Source organism: Armatimonadota bacterium, assembly GCA_025059775.1.
GTDB lineage: Bacteria > Sysuimicrobiota > Sysuimicrobiia > Sysuimicrobiales > Sysuimicrobiaceae > Sysuimicrobium.
The window spans coordinates 1-540 of sequence record JANXCW010000054.1 but is presented as its reverse complement, the minus strand read 5'-3'; the positions used below and the strand labels follow the sequence as shown (position 1 = coordinate 540).

Annotated in this window: 1 protein-coding gene; it reads right to left on the bottom strand. The window is 70.7% G+C overall.

The genetic code is table 11. The features are described 5' to 3' along the window. Nucleotides 1–540, bottom strand: a 540-nt coding sequence (locus tag N0A24_12325) for a hypothetical protein (protein MCS7174120.1), incomplete at both ends; no start/stop codon positions are given.

Here is a 540-nt window from a genome sequence, read left to right as displayed (position 1 = left end):
GGCAAGGTACGTCCGTCCAGCACCTGCCAGACCCCTCCTGCTTCCTGCTTTGTCTCGGGGTCCTCCCCCAGCCTCTCTCCGGCCACCGCAGCCAGCACGGGCCGGCCTGTGGCCTTCTCCAGCCGGGCCGCCCGCTCCCGCGCCCGGCGCACGTCGTGCGCGGTGACCGTACTGGAGACCTCCGCCAGCAGGTAGACCTCCTCGCCGTCCCGGAGGCCGTAGACGACGACGTCCGCTTCGAGCACCTCCGCCCGGTCCTCCGGGGTGATCCGTCCCGCATCCAGGGCGTCGTCCAGCAGCATCCCCAGGGTCTGATGGTCCACAAGGCGAATGCGGCGCAGAATCCGCTGGAAGTAGGAGGCGGCCCGCTCCCGGTACCGGCGCTCCAGGTTCTCCCCCTTCAGGGCACCTACGGTATCCACCAGGGCCTTCACCGTCCTCTCCGTCTCAGCCTGGGCCTGGGCGAGGGCCCGGAGTTCCTGCTCGGTCTGGGCCTGGGCTTCGGCAAGCCTGGCAAGGGCCTGTTCCAGACGGTCGGCC